Source organism: Psychromonas sp. 14N.309.X.WAT.B.A12 (genome assembly GCF_030397575.1).
Classification (GTDB): domain Bacteria; phylum Pseudomonadota; class Gammaproteobacteria; order Enterobacterales; family Psychromonadaceae; genus Psychromonas.
On record NZ_JAPNXS010000036.1, the window covers coordinates 1 to 607 of the forward strand.

A 607-nucleotide genomic window follows, 5' to 3' on the forward strand; every position below is an offset into this window, starting at 1 on the left:
ACTTCTGCGCCAGCAACCGCACTACCATCATCTTCGGTAAAGTCATTGCTGGTTATAATGGTAATTTCTGGTGCATCATTCACGGTGGTCACACCTGGATCAACGCTTACTGCGTCGCCATCTGTTGTGCCGTCGTTTGGCGTTAAGGTAAATGCGGGTAATTCTTCGCCACTATTGACTAATGCTGCGCCGGCTTCAGTGAGCAAAACCGTACCATCTACGATTTCGTAGTTAACGGTATCGCTCAAGGTGACCGTCACCTCGTCGCCATCTTCATCGAAGGTCTCGAAAGTCGCCACTTCTGCGCCAGCAACCGCACTACCATCATCTTCGGTAAAGTCATTATTGGTTAAGATAGTAATTTCTGGTGCATCATTTACGGTGGCTACACCTGGATCAACGCTTACTGCATCGCCATCAACCGTGCCGTCGTTTGGCGTTAAGGTGAAAGCCGGTAATTCTTGACCACTATTCACTAATGCTGCACCGGCTTCAGTGAGGACAACCGTACCATCTACGATTTCGTAGTTAACGGTATCGCTTAAGGTGACTGTCACCTCATCGCCATCTTCATCGAAGGTCTCAAAGGTCGCCACTTCTGCGCCAG

1 protein-coding gene is annotated in these 607 nt (G+C 49.4%); it reads right to left on the reverse strand.

From position 1 onward, the window contains the following. On the reverse strand, nt 1-596 hold a 596-nt coding region (locus tag OW492_RS16955), incomplete at its 3' end, for a hypothetical protein (protein ID WP_290041713.1). Nucleotides 597-607 lie beyond the last annotated feature (11 nt).